This is a genomic window from Moritella sp., from assembly GCF_013215705.1.
Lineage (GTDB): Bacteria > Pseudomonadota > Gammaproteobacteria > Enterobacterales > Moritellaceae > Moritella.
Genome location: NZ_JABSQR010000005.1, coordinates 115106 through 138119, shown reverse-complemented (window position 1 = coordinate 138119; position 23014 = coordinate 115106). Strand labels below are relative to the sequence as shown.

The following is a 23014-nucleotide window of genomic DNA, read 5'->3' as shown; positions in this document are numbered from 1 at the left end:
TCTATACCTTATTTTCATCATTTTTATCGTCTAAATTCATTAATCCACCACGTAATACCACATGGTCAATATCAGATTTAGTTAAATTACTTACTTTCAGTTTTCTGCTAATCTTAACCGCTACATTATCTTTATTTCGACCCAGTTTGGCTTTATAACTTGGTAAATCTTCAATAAATACGGTGAGCTCTTCAGGCATATCAATCGGGATAATATCCCCTACTTTTAATTCCATAATTTGCCCGATTGTCAGCTCAGTTTCAAGTAACTTAGTACTCAGTTCTACTGGTACATCTAAGATCTCTTCTTGTAACGCCGAACTCCAGCGCTCATCGGTATCTTCTTTGTCACTTTGCACACCCGCATCGAGTAATTCACGGATCGGCTCAAGCATCGAGTATGGCATGGTAATATGAAAATCACCTCCGCCACCATCAAGCTCGATATGGAATGAACTCACAACAACGACCTCAGTCGGGCTAACAATATTAGCCATCGCCGGGTTTACTTCCGAATCAAGATATTCAAACTCTGCATCCATAACAGGCGCCCATGCTTCGTGATAATCTTCAAAGACTATCTTTAACAACATTTGAATAATACGGCGCTCTGTAGGCGTAAATTCTCGCCCTTCAATCTTGGCATGATAACGGCCATCACCACCAAAAAAGTTTTCGACTAAAATAAAGACGAGACGTGCTTCCATAGTCACCAACGCGGTGCCTTTTAAGGGGCGGAAACGCACCATATTCAAACTAGTCGGTACAAATAACGTATGCACGTATTCACCAAACTTAAGCATTTGTACGCCATTAATTGATACTTCCGCAGTACGGCGCATCATATTAAATAAACTGATCCGCATGTGACGAGCGAAACGTTCATTAACCAACTCCAGCGTTGGCATACGACCACGCACAATACGGTCTTGCGATGAAAAGTCAAAATCAACAATACTGCCACTGTCTTCGACGGTGTCAAATTCATCTTCTTCAACATCATCAACACCATGTAATAGCGCATCAATCTCGTCTTGGCTTAATAAATCACTCACACTTAACCTACTGCATTACAAAACCAGAAAATAGGATCTTTTCAACAACCCCTTTCCCAGTATATTTAGTCAAAATTTCATTCACATTCGTTAACGAATCCGCGCGCAATAATTCTTTACCTTGATAGGTCGCTAATTGCTGCTCTGTGGTGGCGCTAAATACTTGCAGTAATGTACTTTCAATCAGCGGTAAATTGGCTTTCGCTAAATCTTTATTATCACTGCCACGTACCATTAACTGCACTTTAATCTGAACTAAACGCTCGCGCTTTAATCCTATAATATTAAAAACAAAAGGACGCGGCAACGCCACATAATAAGCGGTCTCGTTAATTGTTTTATCGACGGTTTCTGTTACCACTTCTGAACTATCAGCCGCAGCACTATCATCACTTAAAAAGAAAAAGGCAGCACCACCACCAACAAGCGCTAATACTAAAATCACCGCAATGATAATAATTTTCTTATTACCCTTACCTTTATCGTCTATTTTCAAATCTTTATCGTCGGCCATTATCGTCCTTAAATCAAATTATCTATTGTGCTAATTACTGCCAGTGACTAAACAGCTTAGGCGTAAAAGTCTACCCCTTTCGCCGAGTCTTGCCAATACGGCATCGAAGCAGGGACTTCAGTCTGTGAATCTATCGCATAATTCGCATAATTTGCATCGTTATTGCTATTTTTTTGTCCGTTTTCTTGTCTTGATTGCTGAAATCCAGATTGCTGCTGGCCACTATCGGCTTGTACCTTAGTATCCCCCAGCGTCATACCTTGTTGCTGTAGCATTTCTCGTAATCGCGGCATTTGTTGTTCAAGTAAATCTCGGCTTTGATTATTCTGCGCTTGGATTGTCACATTTATCTGATCGTTTTGCACAACCAATTTAATATTCATACTGCCTAATTCTGCAGGGTCTAAGCGGATTGTCGCGGTTTGTAATTCTTTGCCTACCATTATGGCGATTTTTTCATTTAATTCCGAGCTAGCGAGATTGTTATTAAGGCTAACCCGCTTCTCTAATACTTGCTGTTCTACGTCTGTTAATACCGGCGCTTTGGTTAACGTACGTGAGGTTTGGTCTAACGGTTCTTGTTTACGTACAGACTCCATAATTTGCGCAAAATCTAATTGCTCAATGGGTTCAGCCGAGGTCATATCCAGCTGTTCTAGTGCTGAATCATCACTCTTTGTTACTGCACTGCTGGCCTCAGTAATCATACCATTGGATTGACCAAAAGGTGTGTTTTTCGCCCTGCCTGCTTCGCCAAAACCTGTGGCTAAATTTGCTTTTCCAGCGCCATCGAATAGTTCATTGTCGAGTGTGCCATCACCCTTAATTGAATCACCGGAAACTAATAAATCGTCTTGCCTAAATCGAGGGTTATTGTCAATAAGGCCAGCGACTGTTGACATACCAGCTAACGTTGACGCAGTGATAGTATCTGTTGGCTCTGTTAAACCTGTTAGATCAGTTGATAGCTCGCTCGCTTGCAATACTTGAGTCTGCTCATTATTACTAACATCACTCACATTCGTCGTTTCTGCAACGCTACTATCGAGCATGGATAAGCCTGTCATGCTAATAGATGCCGATGAGGCAATATTCGCCCCTTTGGCAGGTAAAGGCAATTCATTACCGTTAATTTGACCTTGCAACAGCATAGAAGATTGATCAAGACGAGCCAAAAAGTCATCACTACTTTCATTTTTCAGTACGCTATCACCTTGACTCATTACACTTAAGTCATCGCCAGCTATCGCGTCGACTTCATCAGCGAGCTCTATCCGCCCAGCTACAATGCCATCATCGATACTCGCAGCAGCACCTAGTTTAGCACTCTCCCCCGTTGTAACGTCAGTACTATCAACGGTCTTTTCACCAGCGATAGCAGCTGCTTTATTATCACTATTAAACAGAGAAAATAATTTAGAAAAGCTGTTTTCAGACATACTCAACTCGCCATCACTCGCCATATCTGCTGCGATATCGCCTTTGACATTAAGCGTTTTCGATTTATTATTCGCCGCCTGTGTATCAGTCATCGCTGTTGATTTATGTAGAGAAAAAGTCATAGTTCAAGCCTAAATGTCATCAATAAGAAGTTATAGCGAAATACGTGCAAAATTCACGCCATATTATGAGTTGGCGATCGTTTATCGGTTATTTTTACGCTTGAAATATTGGAAGTTAGAAAACTCATCAAGATCTTTTTGCTCGCGTCGTTGTTCGACAAGCTGTGCAGCTATTTTTCGCTTATCCAATAACAGACCCAATGCATCACGCTTCTTACGAATTTCCATCCAGTCTATATGCTTGTTCTTCACTGTTTGTTGAATATTATCCAGCGCTTGTTTCAGTTCAAACTCGGCGAGTTCTAGTTTTTTCATAAAGTTATGATAATGCGCATAACTACTACCTGAGATACCTTCTTCCCCACGTTCCGTGAATTGCTGTAAATACTGTTTACGGTAATCACTTAATTGCTGCATTTGGCTATGATAACGTTCAGCATCTTGTTGGATCAGTGCATAGGCTCTCGCGGCGTTTTTTTCTTGCTCTGTAAGCTGTTGGTGAACTCGCTCTAATGCGGTATTAGACATATTATTGACACTGTTTCATTATGAGGTTTCCACGCCGAGATGCGGTGCGATGGCAGCCAGCATTTCTTCACATTGCGAGAACGGAATAACTTCTTTCATGCCTTGTTGTAAGAATTGCTCCATCGCAGGTTTTAAGCGAATTGCGCGATCAATTTTTGCATCCGCTCCTTTGCTATAAGCGCCAATGGCAACCAAGTCTTTGTTCTGCTGATAGAGTGAGTAAGCTTGTTTGAATCCGCGCGCCGCGGCTTGATGGAAATCAGTCGTCACCATTGGCATGACACGACTAATCGACTTTTCAATATCAATCGCAGGGTAGTGCCCCGCATCGGTTAACTCGCGAGACAATACGATATGGCCATCGAGGATCGCCCGCGCCGCATCAGCAATCGGATCTTGTAAGTCATCACCTTCGGTTAATACCGTGAAGAACGCCGTAATCGAGCCTTGTTCGTCACTCCCATTACCCGCTCGCTCCACCAGCTGCGGTAATTTTGCAAATACCGATGGCGGATAACCTTTCGTTGCCGGTGGCTCACCCACCGCAAGGGCAATTTCACGCTGCGCTTGTGCAAAACGGGTCAATGAATCCATCAGTAATAATACATTCAAGCCTTGGTCACGGAAGTATTCTGCTATCGCTAATGATGTTTCGCAACCTTTTAGACGCATCAGTGGTGATGAATCCGCAGGCGCAGCAACAACAACAGCGCGCGCAAGCCCTTCTTCACCCAAGATCTCTTCAATAAATTCTTTTACTTCACGGCCACGCTCACCAATTAAACCAACGACGACAACGTCAGCGGTCGAACCACGCGTCATCATACCTAACAACACACTCTTACCCACACCAGAACCAGCGAAAAGCCCCATACGCTGACCTTGACCTACGGTGAGCATGGCATTAATGGCTTTAACACCGACATCAAGTGGTTTTGAGATTTTTTTACGCGCCAGCGGATTAATACGCTTGGCAGTAAAAGACGTGGTTTGTCCGGTAATAATTTCGCCTTTACCGTCAATCGGCTTACCAACACCATCTAATACCCGGCCAAGTAGTTCCATACCAACCGGAATACCTTGGGTTTCATTGAGTGGTGTTACTTTTGCTCCCGGAATAATACCAGTGACCTGTTCACTGGGCATTAAGAATAATTTATCACCATCAAAACCAACAACCTCTGCATCCATCAAGCCGTTATCTGTTTCGACAGAACACAAACTGCCAATTGCAGCGCGGCAACCCACAGCTTCGAGGGTTAAACCAACGACCCGAGTCAGCTTACCAGCAACAGTTGGCTTGCTGGCCAGTGAGTCAGTTTTTAATTGTTGTAATCGACTGAGTAGCTCGGTCATTATGCGCCCGGTTTATTAGCAATAAGAAATTGACGCATCATTTGTTTAATACGTTGTTCCATTAACAGTTCTACCGAAGAGACTTCGTTGTTAATAACTAAATCACCTTGTTTCATCATCGGCTCTGAGATTAATACCCAACCCCGTTTTACACATTCTTCAGTGGCGTAGTATTCATTGATTACGGCTAAATCATCAGGATGTAATGTAATGGTAATTTTTTGCTCAAGAACAGGTAACACATCCAAGGCTAATTTTAATGTTTGCAACAATATATCGTGATTAAATGTCACTTCGGTCTTAATTAATTCTTCTGCTAAGCCGGTCGCAACACGAATTAATTCGTTTTCAACTTCGCTATTTACGGCGGCTAAAGGCGTATGCATTTGCGTTTGTAGCTGTTCCCATACTGCGGCTTTATCCGCTATCTGCTGTTGGCCATCAGCTAACCCTTGTGCAAGTCCCTGCTCTTGGCCTTGCGCTTCACCTTGGCTAAGACCTTCAGTCGTGCCGCTCGCTAAACCATCCTGATAGCCTTGTTCTTTACCTTCATTGTAACCGTCTTCATAAGCCGCCTGGCGTATTGCGTCAAGCTCTTCTGCAGTCATTGGCTGAGGATCAATCTCTTCGGCCGGCTCATCAGTACGCTTACCTTCATACCAGTCATGCTTCATCCCGAGTGCATTGGTATTAAGCACTGCAGCTTGGGTATTCTCAAACTCTGGTAAATACCAATCTTCTATTTGATGCTCATCACTCGCTTTAATCTGCGGGATAGTAGACTTTAAACTGTCGTTCATAGCCATATGCCATCAAGGGTCATGTACTTATAAGAAGTCATCGCCACCGCCTCCGCCGAGCATTATGTCACCGCTATCAGCTAAACGACGCGCAATAGATAAGATCTCTTTCTGCGCAGATTCCACTTCACTCACCCGAATAGGTCCCATTGCTTCCAGATCGTCTTCCAGCATTTCGACTTGACGTTTCGACATGTTTTTAAAGATCTTATCTTTAAGCTGATCATCCGCACCTTTAAGCGCTTTTTGTAATTGATCTTGTGCCACTTCACGCAATAATGCCTGAATACCACGATCATCAACATCAATAAGGTTTTCAAATACAAACATAAGGTCTTGGATCTGCTGACTGATATCTTCGTCAGATTCACGAATAGCATCCATTAACTGCCCTTCGATATTGGTATCGAGATAGTTCATAATATTGGCAGCCGCTTTCAAGCCACCCATCTTCGCGGCTTGGGCGCCAGATTGGCCCGCAAACTGTTTCTCCATGATCTCATTTAATTCATGTAACGCGGCGGGTTGAACTTCTTCTAGATTAGCAATACGCAACATTAAATCGATACGTACTTTATCTTGGAACTGCGATAAAATTTCAGCTGACTGCTCAGGTTCTAAATAAGACAATACAATGGTTTGGATCTGAGGATGCTCATTATGAATAATATTGGCAACCTGACGAGCGTCCATCCATTTCAATGAATCAAGACCTTTGGCGCCACTGCCCATGATGATTTGATCAACCAGATTACCGGCTTTATCTGCACCGAGCGCTGCTGTTAAGGCGTTACGAACAAAATCTTCACTACCGACACCAATATTAGTGAACTTTTGGATATCATCAATAAACGCACGATGCACACCCGCTACTTTCACCTGAGAAAAATCTTTCATTGATGCCATTGCCATACCCAAACGCTGTACTTGCTTCGGCTCTAACTGACGAAATATAGTCGCCGCATCATCTTCATTTAAACTCAACATTAAGATCGCAGAACGTTCAATACCATTTAAGGTAGTTGCATCAAATTTTTCTGTCGTTGCTACTTGTTTATTTGAATCAGGCATCTTCTATCATCCATTCTTTAATCACTAATGCAGTTAAGTCTGGTTCGTTAGCAACCAGTGCACGAACCGCTTCGAGCAAGTCTTCATCTTTGTGTAAGTTAGGTAACTGTAAATGACCACTGCGCATTGCAAAATCAGTATCACCTTCGGCATCGGCCGTCAGCAACTGCATGTCTTCATCATTTTCAATCGCACTGATACCTAAATCTAAATCGTCTAAGTTTTCTTCCGGCTCGTTGTTAATTAAGCGTTTAATCATAGGTCGAATAATTGCCATGATTAATACCACAATGACCAGTAAGCTCGCGGCGATACGGATCGCACGCCAGAACCATTCTTCTTCCCAAATAGGCAGGTCTGTCATCGCGGTTAATTCTGGGCGATTAAATGGGATCGCAACCACTTCTAAGCTATCACCACGATTAACATTAAAACCAATACCACCTTGTAATACACGGCGTATATTAGCAATTTCAGCTTGGCTGCGCGGCTCTCTCACCAACGCACCATCGGCGCCAATACTGTTAATGTAATCGATCGCAACCGAGACACTTAAACGCTGAATAACACCCGTTTGTGATTTAGTGTGACTAATCGTGGTATCAAGTTCATAGTTTCTGGTGGATTCTTTTTGAGATTGGCCAATAGGACGCGCCGCGGCATTACCAGCACCAGCTTCTTCTGGTATATCAGCATCGAGCGGCGGTTGATTGGTTAATGCACCAGGAATGCCTTGATTACCATTACCAAACGATTGACGTTCAAGTAACATCTCACTGCGTACTGCCGGTAAATCGGGGTTAAAGCGTTTTTGCGTCTGCTCTGTCACACTAAAGTCCATTGATACATCAACTTCAGCGGTATAATTACTCACACCTAAGATAGGAATAAGAATAGAATCAATTTTTGTACGGTACTCTCGTTCATGATTTTTTACCATTTCAAATTCACGTCGACCTTTTGCAGCCAACATGTCTTGGCTGCCAGAGTTAAGTAAACGGCCATTTTGATCGGTTAATGTCACACGAGTTGGTTCTAAACCTTGTACGGCAGAAGCAACTAATTGCACCATAGAGTCGATATTTTCTTGTGAAAGAGCTGCACTATTACGCACCGTCAACACCACTGTTGCACTGGGTTTTTTATTGCGTTTAGCAAATACATTTTCTTTCGGGATCGCGAGTAATACCTGTGCTTTCGATACCTGCTTAAATTCTTCTAATGCGCGTGCGATTTGACGTTCACGACCCAGCTTCAAACGTTCTCGTTCGACCCGTTGACTAACACCAAAGCCCATATCTTGCATTAAGATATCGTCACCTTGTAGTACTGTCGTTGTTAATCCAGAGCGGCGTAAACGGAGTTTAATGTTTTGGTATTGTTCTGCGGGGACAGAAACCGTGTCACCATTAATGGTATAATCTATTTTCTCTTGGTCTAAAAAATCGAGGGTTTCAATAAGTTCAGCTGTTTGATACGTGCCTAAAGGACGCATTTCAGGTTCTTTACCCCACAGTAAAATAAATACTACTAAGGTTAGCGAGATCGCTAATGCTAAAATTAGAATGATTTGACGTAAGATATCGGCATTGGTGAAAAAACCAAATGCTGAGCTTTTTTGCTCATTCTCATCTAATTGCGCTAAATCATTATCCATATCGTTATTACTGACGATACCTGTATTTGAAGCTGTATCAGCCACAGAGTTACTCCTTTACCCGAAATTAAACAGGCATACTCATTATTTCTTTATAAGATTCGATCAATTTATTACGAACCTGTACCGTAGCATCGAATGCTACCCCAGATTTTTGCGATGCTATCATAACATCACTTAGGGATACACTGCGATCACCTTGATCAAAACGGGTGCGTAAATCGCCAGTATTTTGCTGTAATCCGTTCACATTATCAATTGCTTGCTGCAACATATCACCAAAACTAGCGGATGTCGTGGCTGGCGCTTTTAGCGCGGTAGGATCTGCTTCAAATTTAGTCGCTTGTAACGACATGCTTTGCATTTCAGAGTAAAGATTATTGGCTGCGATGTTCATTGATTATCCTCGTTGTCATATTTTTGACCTACTTCAATTAAGCAATTGTTATGCCAACAAAAAAGGCCGCAATTTCAATCAATTGCGGCCTTTAAGATACTTACTCGTCATTACGCGGGGATTTCAATTCCTTGTTCACGCATTTTTGCTAATTTATAACGTAACGTGCGTGGACTAATACCCAATTTCTCTGATACGTTCTTACGAACACCATGACAGCCAATCAAGGTTTCCAAAATAATTTGATATTCTTGCTGACGTAGTTCATTACCTAAAGGTTCAGTAAGCTGGTCTACACTTCGCGCTGGTATTTCAGCGTTAACCTGTAATTGCGGTGCTTGCATATTTAACGCTGGCGCTTGAAAATTAGCAGCAGAAAAATCTTCTAAAATCAGATCTTCATTCTTAATCTGTCCATCGACAGCTAAAATCATTGCGCGTTGGATCACGTTGTCTAATTCACGCACATTACCCGGCCAATGATAAATCTGTAACTTCGCCTTCGCGCAGTTAAGTAACTCTAGTATTGGAATATTATTTTGCTTACAGTGTAATTTTAATAAATGCTCTGCTATCGGTAAAATATCACCTTTGCGTTCGGTTAATGGTAACCAAACTAATGGGAATACATTGAGGCGATAATATAAATCTTCTCTGAAGTCACCATTGGCTACAGCTTGTTTCATATTACGGTTACTGGTCGCAATAACGCGTATATTAAGCTTAATGGTTTTACGGCTGCCTAAGCGCTCGACTTCACGCTCTTGCAATACCCGTAATAGTTTAACTTGTAGCGACAACGCCATTTCCGAGATTTCATCCAGCAAGATGGTGCCATTTTGTGCCTGTTCAAATTTACCTGGACAGGCTTGTATCGCGCCCGTAAATGCCCCTTTCTCATAACCAAATAGGGTTGCTTCTAGCATGTTTTCCGGGATCGCAGCGCAGTTAATTGCCACAAATGGACCATCATAACGCAGCGAATTATCATGAATATAACGTGATAGCACTTCTTTACCCGTACCACTTGGGCCTGTCACCATCACAGTTGCATCGGATTTAGCCACTTTACGCGCCAAACTTAATAGCTGCTCAGTCTTTATGTCTCCATAACACGGTGTGCGTTTAACCACTTTTTGTGGCGGTACATAACGACCCACCTGATTAATCAGTACTTCTGGCGAGAAAGGCTTACCTATGTAATCCACAGCACCATTACGCATTGCCGTTACCGCATCATTCACTCTGGCATACGCCGTCATTAACAATACCGGTAAATCTGGATATTTTTGTTTAATATTATGCAGTAAGGTTAATCCAGTCATGCCACCCATTTGGACATCACTGACGACCATATCATAGGTTTTTTTGCCTAATGCAATGAGTGCGCTTTCGCCGCTATCAACTTCATCGCATTCATAACCAGCCATTAATAGGGTATCAACCAAGGCTTCACGAAGACCAAGATCATCTTCAACAACAAGAATTTGAGAATGGGACATACTGTTATCCGCCTATTACCATTGATTGAGGTGCTGCTACACGATGTAGCGGTACGATTATACTAAAATGACTGCCTTCACCTTCAGTTGAGTCTAACTCCAAACTGCCATGGTGCGCTTTGACCACACTTTGTACCACAGCCAGACCAAGACCCGTGCCTTGTGACTTAGTGGTAAAGAAAGGTTCTAAAATTTTTGCTTGCATATGTTTCGCAATCCCGGGACCATCATCAGAAACCACAATGGCGACTTTATCATCGCCAGAGCGAATGGCAGAGATGGCGAGGTTGGCGCCCTGCCCACAAGCGTGTAAGGCATTTTGTATCAAATTACCAATCGCGCTAGAGAGTGCATTGCGATTCGCTAAGATTAATAAGTCGGGCTCTGGCAAGGTGACTTGCATGTTACTGTTTGTCTGTAACATCATAGCTTCACTGCCCGCTTGTACTTGGACTAATAAATTCTGTAATGAGATCTCTTCAACCACTAAATCTTTACCGGTACGAGCAAAAAGCAGCATGTCGTTAACTTGATTTTCCAGATCATTAAGACGCTGAATTAACTTGCTTTGAAAGCGCTGCCGAGTAGCAGGAGGGAGATTCGGGTTGGCCAGATTAGAGCCGTATAATAAGGCCGCTGATAATGGTGTACGGATTTGATGTGCTAATGACGCGACCATTCGCCCTAATGACGACAACTGTTTCATATGGCTAACACGCTCTTGTAAATGCCGTGTATAGGTTAAATCAGTCAACATAATTAATTGACCCGGCTGTGAGCCAAGCGTAGTGATAGACAACTGTACTTTACAACCATTTTTTAATGAGACCTCATGGCCGTCATCTTCTTTGGGGGTAAACGCACGCTGAATAACATCCATCCAACGCGACCCCATCAACGATTCACCCAGTAATTGCACAGCCACTTTATTGACTTCAATGACAATACCGTTACCATCCAGAATCACCAATCCTGACGGCAATGCTTCGACTAACTTTTCACTACGATCTTTGTGCGCTCGTAGTTCTGCTAATTCGCCGGGATAAGATTCTTGTACCATGGTAGCACTCCGCTAAAAAATTGACTCACACCAAATAATGCATTTAGTGTGCCAATTAAAAAGTATCTGTAACCACATGATTTTAAATAAAAAAGCCCAACATCATGTTGAGCTTTTGGATTTGAATAAAAAATTATTATTTTATTTGCATTGAACTACACTTATTTAGGCTTCTTTTTGCAATCCGTATTTACGCATTTTTTCAACCAAGGTTGTTCGGCGCATGCCTAATTGATCTGCCGCTCGAGCCACAACATATACTTGTTGATCTAAGGCTTGCTTGATCATATCAATTTCAAATTCAGCCAACATTTCTTTAAGATTAACCCCCGTTTCTGGCAGGCTACTTGGCATTGAGAAGAAACCATCTTCTTGTGGCTCTTTTTCTGCGTCAACAAAAATTTCATCACTAAACATAGCAGAGATAGCATCATGCTCGGCTAACTCAGTGGGAACCTCAGAGCATATCACTTGGCTTTCGCCATCATCGTTATAACGGTACTTCGCCGGTAACTCCCCGAGATCAACAATATTACCTGCCGTCATGATAAGTAGACGTTCAATCAGATTTGATAACTCACGGACATTACCTGGCCATGAGTGTTGCATTAACGACTCCATAGCCCGTTGCGTAAATAAGATCGTGGCATCATGTTCAGCTTCGTGACGACGTAATAACTCTTGGATCAATAACGGAATATCATCTGGACGCTCACGCAGGGCCGGGCTTTCAATTGGAAACACATTTAAACGGTAATAGAGATCTTCACGGAATTCACCATCAAGGATCATTTTTTCTAAATTACGGTGTGTGGCCGCGATAACACGCACATCGGCTTTAATTGTTTTACTGCCACCCACGCGTTCAAAAACGCGCTCTTGTAACACCCGTAATAATTTCACTTGCATTGGCTGCGGCATATCACCAATTTCATCAAGAAATAATGTCCCACCACTGGCAAGCTCAAAACGGCCTTTGCGCGCCGAGAATGCACCAGTGAATGCGCCTTTTTCATGACCAAACAATTCACTTTCTAATAATTCGGCGGGGATCGCACCACAGTTAATCGGTACAAACGGACCGTCACTGCGTGATGACGCATCATGAATTGAACGGGCAATGACTTCTTTACCCGTGCCCGACTCACCCAGCACTAATACATTAGCGCCTTTTGACGCCACTTGCATGATCAAGTGACGGACACTTTGGATGGCATCACCACGACCAACCAGTTGCTTGATTAATGCTTTTGACGCTGACGCTGATTGACCTAACTTACTCGTCACACATTGACGATAAGATTGGCAACGTCCAAGCAACAAGGTCAATTGCTGATAAGATAAAGGCAGTTCGATATGGCCGATTAAATTACCTTTCTCTGGTACTTTTACTTGCGTACCAAAGGTTAAAAATGGATTCATTGGGTTCGCATCAAATAACGCCGATAAATCCGTTTCAGAGTAACAGTCTGAAGAGACAATCACACTGTTTGCGGCAAGATCGATCTTAGCGCTAATATCGATATGAGAATCGTAACTCTGCCAACCTTCACCAAGAAAGGACAAGATCGTTTCTAAATTTTGTCTGCGTTCAATATTCTCATCAATTACAAAAACTGACTTAGTAGTATCCATATTACAGCCTGGGCTAAACCTTACTTAAACTTAAAATAATTAAATCACCTTAACGACTGCTAAAGTGTGTCAAAAACTAACCTCCGCCAATTAATTGACATCGCTATAGTACACATTCCTAAATCAAGATGAAACAATCATAGGAGTTAATTTAGCATTCAGATAAAAATAGCCCGTCCTATAGCACAGTGTATACAAATAGATCAGTTTATTATAAAACCCACACGCTTACCTTAATGACAATTAAAGGTCATTTACCGACAGTAAGATCCTCTTTTAATTCAACGACCTGATAGTGACTAGCGTTTAATCCCCAAAGTTCTGGTAATGTCGTTGCCACTGCAATCGATGACCAAGTACCGACAATGAGGCCAACAAACATCGCAATAGAAAAACCATCTAACGGCCCTCCTCCCAATAACCATAACGCTGAAACCGTCATTAATGTCGTGCCCGATGTCACCAGAGTGCGAGATATGGTTGCCGAAATAGCTTGGTTATTCACATCTGCAATCGCTAATGTCGGTTTTAGAATAAGCAACTCGCGGATACGATCACCGATAATTATCGAATCATTTAATGAATAGCCAATAATCGCCAATATCGCCGCAAAAACCGTCAAGTTAAACTCAAGTTGCAATGCCGCAAACACCCCGAGTACAAATAGCACATCATGCACCAAGGCAAATAACGCACCTGATGCCAAACGCCACTCAAAGCGATAGCTTAAATAAGCCATAATACATAACATCGATACTAACAGTGCCAGACCACCTTGTTCCGCCAGCTCTTGGCCAATTTGAGAACCGACAATACTGGTATTTAATACTTGGATATTAGTCGCTAACGGCGCTAATACCTGGGTAATATCTGGAATATTCATGCCTGCTGCAGGTTCCGCATAACGTAAGATCCAGCGACCAACGTCTCCGCCTTCAATGACGCTGACATGTTGATTTAATGCCGATTGTAATAAAGGGGATATCTCACTAATGGTAATACTTGGGTCAAGCTGTACTTCGGTGATCACCCCGCCAGTAAAATCCAGCCCCCAGTTCAGTCCATTAACACTGATAAATGCAATGGCAACAAGCATAAAAACGACTGAGATTGCACTGCTGATATAACGTAATTTACTGTGCTTATTACTGTTGTGTTTGTTACTATTGTTTATGTTGATCGTTATCATCACTATACCTTCAAGTCATGACGAGTATCACGACCCCATAATTTATTAATTAATGCGCGCGATACCAAGATGCCAGTGAACATACTGGTTAAGATACCTAAGCCTAATGTCAGCGCAAAACCTTGCACTGGCCCCTGCCCGATTGAATACAAAACCACAGCGATAATTAAGGTGGTGATATTGGCATCAATAATGGTATTGAATGCGCTATCAAAGCCACTATGAATGGCATGGGCAAAGCTGCGGCCTTCACGTAATTTGTCACGAATTCGCTCGAACACCAGTACATTAGTATCGACAGCCATACCGACAGTCAGCACTAACCCTGCAATGCCGGGTAAGGTTAATACCGCCCCCGGAATTAGCGCTAATAAACCAAATAACATAATGATATTGGCAATTAATGCAACATTAGCCACCCAGCCTAAGCGGCGATACCACAGCGCCATAAATACTAAGGTTAAACCTAGTCCTAGCGCTAATGCCGAAAAACCATTGTGAATATTTTCCGCACCCAAAGAAGGTCCTATGGTTCTTTCTTCGACAATAGTCACCGGCGCTGTTAACGACCCCGCTCGTAGCAATAATGCAAGCTCTTGTGCGTCGGCTATGCTCCCTGCACCCGTGATCCTAAATTGACTGCCTAATTGTGCTTGAATGGTCGCTACACTAATAATGTTGTTGGTCTTTTTGGTGGAACCATCCGGGTTACGACTGTACTCGCTGTAAAGCGTTGCCATGGGTTTACCAATATTATGTTTGGTAAAGTTAGACATTTTTTTACCGCCAGCATTATCTAAGGTTATATTGACCTGCGCAGCGCCCATTTCGCCAACACTGGCACGCGCATCAATGATATGTTCGCCACCGAGTATGGCATCACGTGCAATACGTATTGGCGCTCCGTCATTATTACTGACTACCATGCTGCCGCTGCTTGTGGTTTTAAGCTCATGAAACGCGAGACTCGCTGTGGCACCTATCACATTTTTTGCCGTCGCCGGATCTTGCACACCGGGCAATTCAATACGAATCCGATGTTCACCTTGGCGCTGTACCATTGCCTCTGTAATACCTAACTCTGCGATACGACTGCGCATTGTTTGTAAGTTCTGCTGCACTGTGAGATTAATAATGTCAGTCTTTTCAGCTTGGGGGATACTCAGCGCAACCAATACCCCTGAACTCTGAGTGACTTTCCATTGTGGATAGCTGGTTGGCATTAATTTCAATAATGCGACTTTTTCTTCATCGGTTGGCAAGTTCAGTTGCACACTATTATTGTGATTAATGCTAATTCGAACACCACGAACCCCTTTGTCACGAAAATCAGCCCGTAAATTATCGACCAATTGCTGCGCTTTGATATTGAATACCGTTTCCATATCAACATCTAACAAGAACTGCACACCACCACGTAGATCTAAGCCTAACTTGATTGGCTTCAATCCCATACTCTGCAACCAAGACGGCGCAGCAGAAACCAGTGCTAAAGTAATGTCATCATCTGCTGGCAGCACCGTTTCGAGTATCGCCTTCGCACGTGTTTGAGTGCTAGGATCTGCTAATACGATGGTGGTTTTATCCATTTCTTGATCGATACGTGTTACCGCAATATTACTTGCTGCTAGCGTCTGCTTAAGCTCATAAATAGCGGGCTGTTGGTTTTGTTGGTAATTAATTTGCAGTGCAGGATCTTCACCATACAAGGTTGGGATCGCGCTTAGCAGCATGATTAAGATTGTGCAGGTTAAGACGATATATTTCCAACCAGCATAATGGTTTAAACGTTTACGTTGGGCTGTTGAATTTAATTTTTTTGTCATTGATAACTGTCCATCAATGCCCGTTTCTATATATAAAAAGTATGTATAAAGTAATTACATAAAACGCAGGCATATTGGTAATTAACATGCTTATAGATCCAGACAATAACGTGATTAACGCGCTATGTGTATCGCACTTTTTCGTACATTTACAGTACTCGTTCTAGTGCTAACTAGGATAGATAAGCAGATAAAGGCAACAAAAAGGCAGTATGGTTAATACTTACATTTTTGTCTAAACAGAGGTCATAACAGCGGGGTATTGGCGGTGTGAATATAATAAATTACTGTCTTTCCAGCCCGATATTCGCGACTTAGAAAAAGATGTGCCGGTTAACCAGTATTGCTCGAAATTAATATTTACCGTATAGCCGATCACCAACGACGCTGATGGTGGTATCGATAATTCAATCTCAATCTGATAATCCGGTTTAGGGTTATCTAACAATAAACGACCGGTACTGGTATAACGCGAGGTTTCGGTTAATGCAAATTCATAGGTATGGCGTGATGATGAAATTGGCGGTTGCTCTGATTCACCAGCATCTTGGCAGAAGCTATTCACTTCACTAGCATCGATAAGTAAGGATGCAGGTGCTAATAACGATGTAGATGCTAATTCTGAATATGTATTAGCCTGAGCATTAAAGCCCACAACCATTACAAATAGCAGAATAAAGTAGCGCATCAATCGAACTAGCATAGAAGATAACTAACCATAAAGAGTAATTAGTTATCATAAACACTAGTGATTCGAGAAACAAGAATTATTTTAAGCTTCAGAAAACAAAAAAGGCTTACCGTTAGGTAAGCCTTTCTCTAAATTTGGTGCCCGAGGCCGGAATTGAACCGGCACGCCTATTAAGCGAGGGATTTTAAATCCCTTGTGTCTACCGATTTCACCACTCGGGCTGAGTGATAAACTGTTAAGCTAGCTGCCTAACCGGATATGCGCTTACTTTACCTGATTATAAAAATCAGTCAATTAAAAATAACACCTTGGTTGTTAACTGATTAAAAATCACTCCACTCTATCTATATTGAGGAGTACGATATAAAGATTGCGATGATCTTCTTTGATTAGCGGTAAGACTGATTAGTATTAACGTTCTCCATGACCAAAACGGTAAATGAGTTGTCCGCTAGCTAGAGCATCATTTGCAGATAACTTGGTCGCATAATAATGTTGCCAGGCGAGTTGCAGCGCCCAATTTGTAGTACAGACCAAAACCGGCGTTAACCTGCGCTGTTTTGATGTCTCCATCCTGATCTTTCAGTGCTTCTCCCCATCCTGCACTGATGTAAGGACTGAAATCATTATTCGCATTGAAATAATACTGCAGAACAACACTATAGTTCTCATAGACCACTCGTTCGGCGTTGGTTTTTTCTTTCATCTCACCACGACTATAACGAAGCTGTGACGAAAACTGGGGAGTGAAGATCTTGTATTGAGGGCGGGGATTTTAGACATAAAAAAACCAGCTATAAGCTGGTTTTTTTATAAAAGTTGGTGCCCGAGGCCGGAATTGAACCGGCACGCCTATTAAGCGAGGGATTTTAAATCCCTTGTGTCTACCGATTTCACCACTCGGGCACTGAATTTTTATAGTTTATCCGTTCCAGTGCAGAACTAACAAACTTGCTCTTTCAAGCTTAAATCATGGAGGCGGGTCCCGAAGTCGAATCGAGGTCCACGGATTTGCAATCCGCTGCATAGCCACTCTGCCAACCCGCCATATACTGCGATGACAAATTAATTGTTAACACAGAGTGCTAATTTTATATCTTAGCTAGATATACTAGTATTAATTGGTGCCCGAGGCCGGAATTGAACCGGCACGCCTATTAAGCGAGGGATTTTAAATCCCTTGTGTCTACCGATTTCACCACTCGGGCACTGAATTTTTATAGTTTATCCGTTCCAGTGCAGAACTAACAAACTTGCTCTTTCAAGCTTAAATCATGGAGGCGGGTCCCGAAGTCGAATCGAGGTCCACGGATTTGCAATCCGCTGCATAGCCACTCTGCCAACCCGCCAAATATTTTATTTAAAGTTATATGTTTAACGTTATATCTAACAAAAAGAAATTGGTGCCCGAGGCCGGAATTGAACCGGCACGCCTATTAAGCGAGGGATTTTAAATCCCTTGTGTCTACCGATTTCACCACTCGGGCACAGCATTCTTTTTACATATCATCTAAGCTGTTTTAATTAAACTGCTTTAGCCCCTATGTGCTGACGCATTCTACAGACCTAAAAGAGAGAGTCAACACCCTTTTAATCGCATTGATTAAAACGTTTACGTTTCAACCTAAGCAGTTTGTTTTTTAGCTAAAAAGGGTTAAATAATACCGTATTAGCGATATCGCCTAACAATAACCTAAGTAGCCGTTAAAAATGACGTCTTAATCTTCGCTAGTGAGTTCGCCCCACGCCGCAGCAAAATACTGCACCATAGAAACAACGGTTAATACCATCGCCGCATAGAACACGAGGTAAGCAAGGTAAACCATCCAAGGGCCTTGTTGCCAAATGAAACCGCCTAGCGCCAACATTTGCAAACTGGTTTTCCACTTCCCGGCATTACCAACCGCAACGTTGGCACGTTTACCGAGATCGGCCATCCATTCACGTAAACCTGAAATAGCCAGCTCGCGGCCAATCATAATAAGCGTAGGGATCATGATCCATAATGCACTGTGCTCGCCAACCGTTGCAGCGATACGGTCGTGATCACCGGCAACCATCACTAACGCCGTGATAACCATGATTTTATCGGCGACAGGATCAAGAAATGCGCCAAGCTTGCTTGATACATTCCAACGTCTTGCTATATAACCATCAAGGTAATCAGTTACGCCAGCAATAAAGAAGATCCAGGCTGCAATATAAAACGAATTTTCAATTGGTAAATAAAACGCGAGAACAAAAAAAGGAATTAAAATCACGCGAAACAAAGTTAAAATATTGGGTATGTTTTTCATTATTCTCATGCTTTTGAAATATAAACGCCTCTATAGTCCTATATCTTGCTTATTGATGCAACGAATCATAAATTTTTTCTGCTAAATCAATACTTATACCTGGTACTTTTGCAATTTCTTCCCTACTTGCACTACGTAATTGCTGTAAACCACCCATATATTTAAGTAATACTTGACGACGCTTCGGCCCAATCCCTGGAATAGCTTCTAACGCGCTAGTGCGTTTAACTTTATTGCGGCGCGCACGATGTCCGGTAATGGCAAAGCGATGAGATTCATCACGAATATGTTGTACAAGATGCAATGCGGGCGAATCACTGGGTAAATAAAATTCGATATCAGGTACGTTATCCAACGCCCCCGATAAGATTAATGTCTCTAAACCCGCTTTACGCGTCACGCCTTTAGCAATACCAATGATTAGTGGCCGTTTAACCACAAAATTATCCGCGTATTGAGTGAGCACTCGCTCCGCCTGGGTCATTTGCCCTTTGCCACCATCAATAAATAAAATATCAGGTATTTTGTCAACTTCAGCGACTTTCTTAAAGCGGCGGTCTAATACCTGAGCCATGGCGGCATAATCATCGCCACCGGTAATGCCACTGATATTATAGTGTCGGTAATCGGTTTTATTGGGTCCGTCACGATTGAAGACCACGCAAGATGCCACGGTTTGCTCGCCACCCGTATGACTAATATCAAAACATTCCATACGCTGGATCTTGCCATCAAACTTCAATACTTTTTCTAATGCTTTGAAACGATTGAGCACGGTACTTTTAGTTGCCAGCTTTGTCGTTAATGCAGTTTCAGCGTTAGTAAGCGCCAACCTTAAAAATTTATGCCGGTCCCCACGCTTAGGACTCGTCAGCTTTATTTTGCGCCCTGCCAGTTGACTTAAACTAGATTCAATCAGCTCATTATCTTCTGGCAACTCAGTTAACAACACTTCTTTAGGAATGGCCTGCTGTGTTTCTTTATTCAGATAATACTGTAATAAAAAGGCTTGGATCACTTCGCTAATATCAGTATCAGCAGGTACTTTAGGAAAATAACTACGGCTGCCAAAAACTTTACCTGACCGTACAAATAATAAATGCACACAGGCAATACCATTTTTATAGGCAAAACCAATGACGTCCATCTCACCTAAATCAGACGTGACGTATTGCTGCTCTTGGATGGTTCTTAATGCTTGGATCTGGTCTCGATAACGTGCGGCAGCTTCAAAATCCAACTGCTGACTGGCATTTTCCATCTTCATCACTAATTCATTAATGACGTCGATATTTTTACCTTTCAAAAATAATGCAGCAAGTTCAACCTGCTGGTTGTATTCGTCAGGATTATCCATTTTCACACAAGGGCCTAAACAACGCTTGAGCTGGAACTGTAAACACGGTCGCGAACGATTTTGGTAATAGCTATCCTCACACTGACGTACAGGAAATAGCTTTTGCATTAAATGCAGACTTTCTCGCACCGCACTACCGCTTGGATAGGGACCAAAATATTGCCCTTTGCGCTTATTCTTGCTGCGAATAGAGGTTAACTGTGGATGCTTGTGAGCGGTTATCAGGATGTAAGGGTAAGACTTATCATCCCGCAGTGAAACGTTGTAACGCGGCTGATATCGCTTAATATAGGTATGTTCAAGTACCAGCGCTTCGGTCTCGGAGTGCGTTACCGTAACATCAATATTGGTAATATGCGTAACCAGTACCCGGGTTTTTTCACGATCGACGGTTTTTCGAAAATAACTGGTTAGGCGTTTATGCAGATCTTTGGCTTTGCCGACATAAATAACCACGTCTTTATGGTCATACATTCGATAAACACCAGGTTGGTGTGAGACCGTTTTTAAGAAATCTTGATGATTGAATTGTTCTTTTTCAGGCATAAAATAAAAGATGCCCGAAGACATCTTTCTCAATTAATGTTAATTAACGTAATACTTAATTATAGTGTATCTGCATCTAAGATACCGTGTCTGATCGCTAGGTGAGTCAGCTCTACGTCACCATTAATATTCAGCTTACTGAATAAGCGATAGCGATAAGCGTTAACCGTCTTAGAGTTAAGGTGTAGCTGCTCGGCAATATCGACCACTCTTTGCCCTTTCGTAATCATCATCATGATTTGTAACTCACGCTCTGACAGATTTTGGAAAGGGTTTTCGCTAGCTGATGAAAATTGACTTAATGCCATCTGCTGTGCGATTTCAGGAGAAATATAACGCTGGCCACTATGCACTTTACGAATTGCGCCTAATACTTCGTCAGGTGCTGCACTTTTAGTTAAATAACCAGAACCACCTGCTTGCATTACTTTACTTGGGAAAGGCTCTTCCGTGTGTATAGTTAATACGATAATTTTAATATCAGGATTATTTCGTAAAATTTTACGTGTCGCTTCTAATCCGCCAATACCTGGCATATTCATGTCCATCAAGATAACATCGGGCTGGTTTTCTCGACAAAACTGAACGGCATCCTCTCCGCATGAAACTTCACCCACGACTTTAATACCACGTACATCTTCAAGAATTCGGCGAATGCCGGTACGGACTAATTCGTGATCATCGACAAGGAATACATTAATCAAAAGAATATCTCCGCATACACATACATATAATTTCTAAAGAACATAATACATTAGATGGCTAAAAATAGGTTGTTATTTTTACTTTTAAGTTAACCATAGAAGCTAATATATTTATACCAAATAATAATATGACATTATATATCAATAATTTAATAACTATATTAGTTTAAAGCTAAAATGCGGTTCAGTTAGCAAAATAAACATCGTTACTAAAAAAATGTGGCATATCAAGCTATGTATATAGATATATAAACGACATATATATCTATATCATTGATAATACAGCAGCTGATTAATTAACCACCACTGATTTGATCTGTGTCATTAAAAATATGTTACATTTTGTCTATCGCTAGCGAAAAGGATAAATCAATGGAAAAACCGCAACCACAGTTAATAGAAAAACCCTACCCACCCGCCGATGATGATTGTTGTGGTGGTGGCGCTTGCAGCCCTTGTGTTTGGGATTATTACTACGCACAACGAAAACGATGGAACGCACAACGAGCCGCAATGCTTGAAGAAACTGAATAGAACTAACTGGATGAGCGAAGAGACTGAATAAATTAGAGAGATTAAATAATACCAGATAGCAAAAAACCGGTACTTAACTGAATTAAGTACCGGCTTCTCTATATAGATGGCGGAGGAGGAGAGATTTGAACTCTCGAGGAGCTATTAACCCCTGCTGGTTTTCAAGACCAGTGCATTCGGCCACTCTGCCACCCCTCCGCAGCAATGGAGCGTATAATAGAGATGCAGCGCCCTGTTGTAAAGCAAAAAGACCAAACCTTCAAACTTCGCACAAAATAAAGCCAACTTGCTCGACTTCCTAGCGACAGGGTGAAAAAATTGTTTAAAAAACATCAGATTCGATATGTTTACATACCAAATAACGATGAGAATAAACGACACTGGAGAAGAACCGCTAAATAGCAAAGACACAGTGATGTGATAAAAAAAGAATAAAGCTTAAGATGCAAAAAAGGCGCTACCTTTTCAGATAGCGCCTTTCTCTATATAGATGGCGGAGGAGGAGAGATTTGAACTCTCGAGGAGCTATTAACCCCTGCTGGTTTTCAAGACCAGTGCATTCGGCCACTCTGCCACCCCTCCGCAGCAATGAAGCGTATAATAGAGATATGATTGAGTGTTGTAAATATCTAGAAGCTAAAAAAACACCTCCAACGACCTAACCGTTTACTTTTTACCCGCTTCGCGCTGTAATCCAACAAAGAGAGAGTTCGAATTGATATGGATAAAAATAA

20 protein-coding genes and 8 tRNA genes are annotated in these 23014 nt (G+C 42.1%); 1 reads left to right on the top strand and 27 read right to left on the bottom strand.

Annotated features, from left to right (window positions below; genetic code table 11):
* Nucleotide 1 precedes the first annotated feature (1 nt).
* The 25 genes from fliM to uvrY all read right to left on the bottom strand — a co-directional run bounded on the left by fliM (nt 2) and on the right by uvrY (nt 21746).
* Nucleotides 2-1054 (bottom strand): flagellar motor switch protein FliM, encoded by a 1053-nt coding sequence (fliM, locus tag HRT96_RS02500; protein ID WP_293151719.1) that lies wholly within the window; start codon nt 1052-1054, stop codon nt 2-4.
* Nucleotides 1055-1061: 7 nt separating this feature from the next.
* Nucleotides 1062-1568 carry a flagellar basal body-associated protein FliL gene (gene fliL / locus HRT96_RS02495; RefSeq protein WP_293151716.1) on the bottom strand — a complete coding sequence of 169 codons (507 nt, stop codon included), beginning with the start codon at nt 1566-1568 and terminating at the stop codon, nt 1062-1064.
* Nucleotides 1569-1624: 56 nt separating this feature from the next.
* A complete protein-coding gene (locus HRT96_RS02490) occupies nt 1625-3130 on the bottom strand; it encodes a flagellar hook-length control protein FliK (protein WP_293151713.1) in 1506 nt (501 codons plus the stop codon).
* Nucleotides 3131-3211: 81 nt separating this feature from the next.
* Nucleotides 3212-3658, bottom strand: coding sequence for a flagellar export protein FliJ (gene fliJ, locus HRT96_RS02485; RefSeq protein ID WP_293151710.1), 447 nt, complete (start codon nt 3656-3658; stop codon nt 3212-3214).
* An 18-nt stretch (nt 3659-3676) separates the two neighbouring features.
* Nucleotides 3677-5014 carry a flagellar protein export ATPase FliI gene (gene fliI, locus HRT96_RS02480; protein WP_293151707.1) on the bottom strand — a complete coding sequence of 446 codons (1338 nt, stop codon included), beginning with the start codon at nt 5012-5014 and terminating at the stop codon, nt 3677-3679.
* Nucleotides 5014-5814 (bottom strand): flagellar assembly protein FliH, encoded by an 801-nt coding sequence (locus HRT96_RS02475; RefSeq protein ID WP_293151704.1) that lies wholly within the window; start codon nt 5812-5814, stop codon nt 5014-5016. The genes fliI and HRT96_RS02475 overlap by 1 nt, the downstream gene beginning before the upstream one ends.
* A gap of 27 nt (nt 5815-5841) precedes the next feature.
* Nucleotides 5842-6885 (bottom strand): flagellar motor switch protein FliG, encoded by a 1044-nt coding sequence (gene fliG / locus HRT96_RS02470; RefSeq protein ID WP_293151701.1) that lies wholly within the window; start codon nt 6883-6885, stop codon nt 5842-5844.
* Nucleotides 6878-8587 carry a flagellar basal-body MS-ring/collar protein FliF gene (gene fliF, locus HRT96_RS02465; protein WP_293151698.1) on the bottom strand — a complete coding sequence of 570 codons (1710 nt, stop codon included), beginning with the start codon at nt 8585-8587 and terminating at the stop codon, nt 6878-6880. Before fliF ends, fliG begins: the two co-directional genes overlap by 8 nt.
* A 22-nt stretch (nt 8588-8609) precedes the next feature.
* Nucleotides 8610-8939 carry a flagellar hook-basal body complex protein FliE gene (gene fliE / locus HRT96_RS02460; RefSeq protein WP_293151695.1) on the bottom strand — a complete coding sequence of 110 codons (330 nt, stop codon included), beginning with the start codon at nt 8937-8939 and terminating at the stop codon, nt 8610-8612.
* 110 nt (nt 8940-9049) lie between these two features.
* Complete coding sequence (locus HRT96_RS02455; RefSeq protein ID WP_293151692.1) at nt 9050-10441, bottom strand: sigma-54 dependent transcriptional regulator; 1392 nt, start codon at nt 10439-10441, stop codon at nt 9050-9052.
* A gap of 4 nt (nt 10442-10445) precedes the next feature.
* Nucleotides 10446-11501: an ATP-binding protein gene (locus HRT96_RS02450; RefSeq protein ID WP_293151689.1), complete on the bottom strand. Its 1056-nt coding sequence runs from the start codon at nt 11499-11501 to the stop codon at nt 10446-10448.
* A gap of 165 nt (nt 11502-11666) precedes the next feature.
* Entirely contained in the window at nt 11667-13136 is a 1470-nt protein-coding gene (locus HRT96_RS02445) for a sigma-54 dependent transcriptional regulator (protein ID WP_293151687.1), read from the bottom strand.
* A 250-nt stretch (nt 13137-13386) separates the two neighbouring features.
* Entirely contained in the window at nt 13387-14325 is a 939-nt protein-coding gene (gene secF, locus HRT96_RS02440) for a protein translocase subunit SecF (RefSeq protein WP_293151684.1), read from the bottom strand.
* A gap of 2 nt (nt 14326-14327) precedes the next feature.
* Nucleotides 14328-16151 (bottom strand): protein translocase subunit SecD, encoded by a 1824-nt coding sequence (gene secD, locus HRT96_RS02435; protein ID WP_293151681.1) that lies wholly within the window; start codon nt 16149-16151, stop codon nt 14328-14330.
* A 235-nt stretch (nt 16152-16386) separates the two neighbouring features.
* Entirely contained in the window at nt 16387-16854 is a 468-nt protein-coding gene (locus HRT96_RS02430) for a hypothetical protein (RefSeq protein WP_293151678.1), read from the bottom strand.
* A gap of 123 nt (nt 16855-16977) precedes the next feature.
* Nucleotides 16978-17063, bottom strand: a tRNA-Leu gene (locus tag HRT96_RS02425).
* A gap of 242 nt (nt 17064-17305) precedes the next feature.
* A complete protein-coding gene (locus HRT96_RS02420) occupies nt 17306-17548 on the bottom strand; it encodes a hypothetical protein (RefSeq protein WP_293151676.1) in 243 nt (80 codons plus the stop codon).
* A 114-nt stretch (nt 17549-17662) separates the two neighbouring features.
* Nucleotides 17663-17748: transfer RNA gene (locus HRT96_RS02415), tRNA-Leu, on the bottom strand.
* Between the two features lie 67 nt (nt 17749-17815).
* Nucleotides 17816-17889: transfer RNA gene (locus HRT96_RS02410), tRNA-Cys, on the bottom strand.
* A 75-nt stretch (nt 17890-17964) separates the two neighbouring features.
* Nucleotides 17965-18050: transfer RNA gene (locus HRT96_RS02405), tRNA-Leu, on the bottom strand.
* 67 nt (nt 18051-18117) lie between these two features.
* Nucleotides 18118-18191: transfer RNA gene (locus HRT96_RS02400), tRNA-Cys, on the bottom strand.
* A gap of 52 nt (nt 18192-18243) precedes the next feature.
* Nucleotides 18244-18329 (bottom strand) — tRNA-Leu (locus HRT96_RS02395).
* A gap of 231 nt (nt 18330-18560) precedes the next feature.
* Nucleotides 18561-19139: a CDP-diacylglycerol--glycerol-3-phosphate 3-phosphatidyltransferase gene (gene pgsA / locus HRT96_RS02390; protein WP_293151673.1), complete on the bottom strand. Its 579-nt coding sequence runs from the start codon at nt 19137-19139 to the stop codon at nt 18561-18563.
* A 49-nt stretch (nt 19140-19188) separates the two neighbouring features.
* The gene (gene uvrC / locus HRT96_RS02385) at nt 19189-21066 is read right to left on the bottom strand and encodes an excinuclease ABC subunit UvrC (protein ID WP_293151670.1); all 1878 of its coding nucleotides are present in this window, start codon (nt 21064-21066) and stop codon (nt 19189-19191) included.
* Between the two features lie 35 nt (nt 21067-21101).
* Nucleotides 21102-21746, bottom strand: coding sequence for a UvrY/SirA/GacA family response regulator transcription factor (gene uvrY / locus HRT96_RS02380; protein WP_293137898.1), 645 nt, complete (start codon nt 21744-21746; stop codon nt 21102-21104).
* A 372-nt stretch (nt 21747-22118) separates the two neighbouring features.
* On the opposite strand from uvrY, the gene HRT96_RS02375 reads away from it, so the two are divergent.
* Nucleotides 22119-22280: an oxidoreductase-like domain-containing protein gene (locus HRT96_RS02375; RefSeq protein WP_293151667.1), complete on the top strand. Its 162-nt coding sequence runs from the start codon at nt 22119-22121 to the stop codon at nt 22278-22280.
* A 107-nt stretch (nt 22281-22387) separates the two neighbouring features.
* On the opposite strand, the gene HRT96_RS02370 is transcribed toward HRT96_RS02375, so the two are convergent.
* Both HRT96_RS02370 and HRT96_RS02365 read right to left on the bottom strand, forming a co-directional pair.
* Nucleotides 22388-22478, bottom strand: a tRNA-Ser gene (locus HRT96_RS02370).
* 293 nt (nt 22479-22771) lie between these two features.
* Nucleotides 22772-22862 (bottom strand) — tRNA-Ser (locus tag HRT96_RS02365).
* Between the last annotated feature and the right edge of the window lie 152 nt (nt 22863-23014).